A 3,806-nucleotide genomic window follows, 5' to 3' on the forward strand; every position below is an offset into this window, starting at 1 on the left:
CGGCGGGTCACCGGCGCGCCTCCCGGCCGCCGGTGCGGCCGTCGCGCAGGACCACCTCGCGGTCGGTGTAGGCGGCGACCCGGGGTTCGTGGGTGACCAGCACCACGGCGGCACCGGACTCCTGGACGGCGGCCCGCAGCAGTTGCAGCACGCGCTCGCCGTTGAGCGAGTCGAGCGCGCCGGTCGGCTCGTCGGCGAAGACCACCCGCGGGGCGGTGACCAGCGCCCGGGCGACCGCCACCCGCTGGCCCTGGCCGCCGGATATCTCGCCGGGCCGCTGGGCGGCGGTGTCGCCGACCTCCAGCTGGTCGAGCCAGGTCCGGGCGTGCGCCTCGGCCACCCGGCGGCGCACGCCGTTCAGCCGCAGCGGCAGCGCGACGTTCTCCAGGCAGGACAGTTCGGGGACGAGCTGGCCGAACTGGAACAGGAAGCCGAAGTCGGTGCGGCGCAGCGCGCTCAGCCGGGAGTCCGAGAGGTCGGCGAGGTCCTGGCCGCGGTAGGTGACCGTCCCCGCGTCCGGGCGGACGATCCCGGCCAGGCACTGCAGCAGGGTGGACTTCCCGGAGCCGGACGCGCCCATCACGGCGAGCAGTTCGCCCGGCATCAGGGAGAGGGTGACGCCGTCCAGTGCGCTGGTCGGTCCGTACCTCTTGACCAGGCCGGTGGCGGTGAGCAGCGCGCCGGGGCGGCCCGGGGGCTGCTCGGCGGGCCCGGAGCGGTGGTCGGCGCGGTGGTCGGCGAGTTCGTCGGTGTGTTCGTCGGCGGCTTCGACGGGTGAGACGCTCATCGCTCGCCCACCTCCCGGGCCAGCTCGTCCAGGCGGGCGCCGGTCAGCTCCAGCCAGCGCAGGTCCGCCTCCAGGTGGAACAGCGCGTGGTCGCAGATCAGCTGGTCGGCGAGGTCCCCGGTGGCCTTGCGGCGGGTCAGCTCACGCATCTGCCGCAGGTGCTCGGCGCGCTGCACGTCCAGCACCTCGTACGGCCGGCGGCCGGTCAGCACGGCCAGCACGACCTTGGTGTACAGGGTGTTCTGCAGGTACGGCTCCGGGCTCTCCGGCCGGGCGAGCCAGTCGGCGACGTCGGTCACGCCCGCCTCGGTGATGGCGTACCGCTTGCGCTCGGGGCCGTCGCCGGGCTCCACGCCCTCGACCTCGACCAGGCCGTTCTTCAGCAGCCGCGACAGGGTCGAGTAGACCTGGCCGTAGGCGAGCGAGCGGGTGCGGCCGAACCTGTCGTCGTAGGCGCGTTTGAGGTCGTAGCCGTGGCTGGGGTGGGACTCGAGGAGCCCGAGGATGGTGTGTCCGAGTGACATGACGGCGACTATACCCCGCAGGTATACACCGAGTGCATAGCGCCCCGCCGAAGGAGTTCCGGGTCCACGCGGCGGACCGGGAATGAATCCCCGGGGGTGCCGGTTGTGATGCCATGACAATGACTTCCATTGCCACCTTGAGGAGGATCCGATGGCCCGCAGCGACCTGCGCCCGATCGTCACCCTGCGGTCGACGGCCGGCACCGGCTACACCTACGTGACCCGCAAGAGCCGCCGCAACGACCCGGACCGGCTGGAGATCCGCAAGTTCGACCCGGTCGCCGGGGCGCACGTGGTCTTCCGCGAACAGCGCTGACCCGGCCCCGCGCGGCGGGACCCGCCCGGCAGCACACCCGTACGCCAGCAGAGGAGATGCGAGAGATGAAGCACGCCATCCACCCCGAGTACCGCCCCGTGGTCTTCCGCGACCGCACCGGCGAGTTCGCCTTCCTCACCCGCTCGACGCTCAGCAGCGACCGGACCGTCGAGTGGGAGGACGGCCGCAGCTACCCCGTCGTCGACGTCGAGACCTCCTCGGCCACCCACCCGGTGTACACCGGCAAGGCCCGGGTGCTGGACACCGCCGGACGGGTCGAGCTCTACCGGCGCCGCTACGGCCTGTCCTGACCGGGCAGCCGGCTGCCCCGCCACCCGCACCCCGGGTGGCGGGGCAGTCCGCTGTTCGGGGGCAGGCGGCCGGGAGCGGCCGCGGGACCGGCCGGGAATTGGTCAACTCTCCCTGGGCGGAGCCTTGTTGACCGGAAATCGATGCCGTGGTCCACCGGGCTCAACTACGCTCCCGCTCCGGGCCCGCCCACGCCGGGCAGCCCGGCACGCCCCCGCGCCCCGGGTACCGCCCGGCCCGGCGCGACCGTGCCGAGCCCAGCACCACCGAGCCGCGGAGGCCGCCGTGCCGAACGGGACGACCGGATGAGCGCCGTGTTCGCGCTCACCGCCAGCCTGCTGTGGGGCGTGGCGGACTACGGCGGCGGCGCGATCACCCGGCGGCTGCCCGCCCTGACGGTGGTGGTCGTGTCGCAGAGCGCCGCCGCCACCCTGCTCGCGGTGGCGGTGACGGCCACCGGCGGCTGGTCCGGCGGCTCGGCGGTGCTCTGGTTCGCGGTGGCGGGCGGCGTGGTCGGACCGTTCGCGCTGCTGGCGTTCTACCGCGCGCTGGCGCTCGGGCCGATGGGCGTGGTCTCGCCGCTGGCCACCGTCGGGGTGGCGGTACCGGTCGGCGTCGGGCTGGCGCTCGGCGAACGGCCCGGGCTCGCCCAGAGCGCGGGCATCGCCGTGGCCGTCGCCGGGGTGGCCCTGGCCGGCGGCCCGAAACGCGGCGGGCAGGCGGTCGGCCGCCGGGCCGTCCTGCTGGCCCTCGGCGCGGCACTCGGCTTCGGCACCGTCCTCACCCTGAGCGCCCACGCCGCGGGCGGCGCCGGACTGCTGCTCACCCTGTTCGTCCTGCGCGGCTGCAACGCGCTGGTCGGTGGCTGCCTGCTGCTGCGCGCCTCCCGGCGGCGGCCCGCCCGGCTGGCGGCCGCCGCCCGCAGTCTGCCCGTCCTCGCCGCCGTCGGCCTCGCCGACGTCGCCGCCAACGGGATGTACGCCACCGCCGCCAACGCCGGCTCGCAGGCGGTGGCGGCGGTGCTGGCCTCGCTGTATCCCGTGGTCACCGCGCTGATGGCGCGCGGGCTGCTCAAGGAGCGGCTGCTGCGGGTCCAACTGCTCGGCGCGGGACTCGCGGTCCTCGGCACCCTGCTGCTCGCGGCCGGCGGGTAGGCCCGGGGAAATCGGCCCGGGGCCCGCACGGCGTACGTCAGGCCGCACGGCGTACGTCAGGAGTAGCGGGTGACCAGGCCGCGGCGGCGGAACGAGCGGAGCAGCCGGCCGAGTGCGAGGAGTCCGGCCGCCAGCACCACCGCCGTCCCGCCGGCCGCCAGCGCCAACTCCCGCCAGGGCATGGCGTGTCCGGCCGCGAGGGCGCGGCCCGCCGCGAACACGTGGGTGGTCGGCAGCACCTCGGCGACCGGGCGCAGCGGCGCCGGCAGGGTGGCCACCGGGTAGAAGACGCCGGACAGCGGCATGACCACCGACAGCGCGCCCCAGACCAGCGCCTCGGCACCGCTGCCGTACCGCAGGACCAGGCCGACCACGGTCAGCGCGACCGCCCAGCCGCAGGCGAGCAGCAGCGCGGCGACCGGGACCAGCCCGAGGCCGAGCGCGGTGACGTCGAAGGCGTAGGCGGCGAACGCCAGCCCGGCGACGGCGGTGGTGCTCAGCGCCGTCCGCAGCAGGGCGAACAGGCCGACCCCGGCGAGGTACTCCCAGCCCTTCAGCGGGGTGGTGAGCAGACCGAGGACGTTGCGCGACCAGGTCTCCTCCAGGAAACCGGTGGCCAGCGAGATCTGGGTCTGGTGCACCAGGTGCCACAGCACGGTCCCGCTGAGCAGGAACACCGCGAGCTCGGCCCCGGGCCCGGTGGCCGGGTCGGCGGT

Annotated in this window: 6 protein-coding genes; 3 read left to right on the forward strand and 3 right to left on the reverse strand. The window is 75.2% G+C overall.

Annotated elements, in window-relative coordinates:
- Positions 1-7 precede the first annotated feature (7 nt).
- Positions 8-787: an ABC transporter ATP-binding protein gene (locus AA75_RS29760; RefSeq protein ID WP_082526918.1), complete on the reverse strand. Its 780-nt coding sequence runs from the start codon at positions 785-787 to the stop codon at positions 8-10.
- Positions 784-1,311, reverse strand: coding sequence for a PadR family transcriptional regulator (locus tag AA75_RS29765; protein WP_033823399.1), 528 nt, complete (start codon positions 1,309-1,311; stop codon positions 784-786). The genes AA75_RS29760 and AA75_RS29765 overlap by 4 nt, the downstream gene beginning before the upstream one ends.
- Positions 1,312-1,462: 151 nt before the next feature.
- On the opposite strand from AA75_RS29765, the gene rpmG reads away from it, so the two are divergent.
- The 3 genes from rpmG to AA75_RS29780 all read left to right on the forward strand — a co-directional run bounded on the left by rpmG (position 1,463) and on the right by AA75_RS29780 (position 3,090).
- Positions 1,463-1,627: a 50S ribosomal protein L33 gene (gene rpmG / locus AA75_RS29770; RefSeq protein WP_051813707.1), complete on the forward strand. Its 165-nt coding sequence runs from the start codon at positions 1,463-1,465 to the stop codon at positions 1,625-1,627.
- A 65-nt stretch (positions 1,628-1,692) separates the two neighbouring features.
- Positions 1,693-1,938 (forward strand): type B 50S ribosomal protein L31, encoded by a 246-nt coding sequence (locus AA75_RS29775; RefSeq protein ID WP_033823400.1) that lies wholly within the window; start codon positions 1,693-1,695, stop codon positions 1,936-1,938.
- A gap of 303 nt (positions 1,939-2,241) precedes the next feature.
- Positions 2,242-3,090, forward strand: coding sequence for an EamA family transporter (locus AA75_RS29780; RefSeq protein ID WP_033823401.1), 849 nt, complete (start codon positions 2,242-2,244; stop codon positions 3,088-3,090).
- Between the two features lie 56 nt (positions 3,091-3,146).
- Here AA75_RS29780 and AA75_RS29785 read toward each other — a convergent pair.
- Positions 3,147-3,806 (reverse strand): ABC transporter permease (locus AA75_RS29785; RefSeq protein WP_033823402.1); only part of this gene is annotated, 660 nt, incomplete at its 5' end.

The organism is Kitasatospora sp. MBT63 (assembly GCF_000710465.2).
Lineage (GTDB): Bacteria > Actinomycetota > Actinomycetes > Streptomycetales > Streptomycetaceae > Kitasatospora.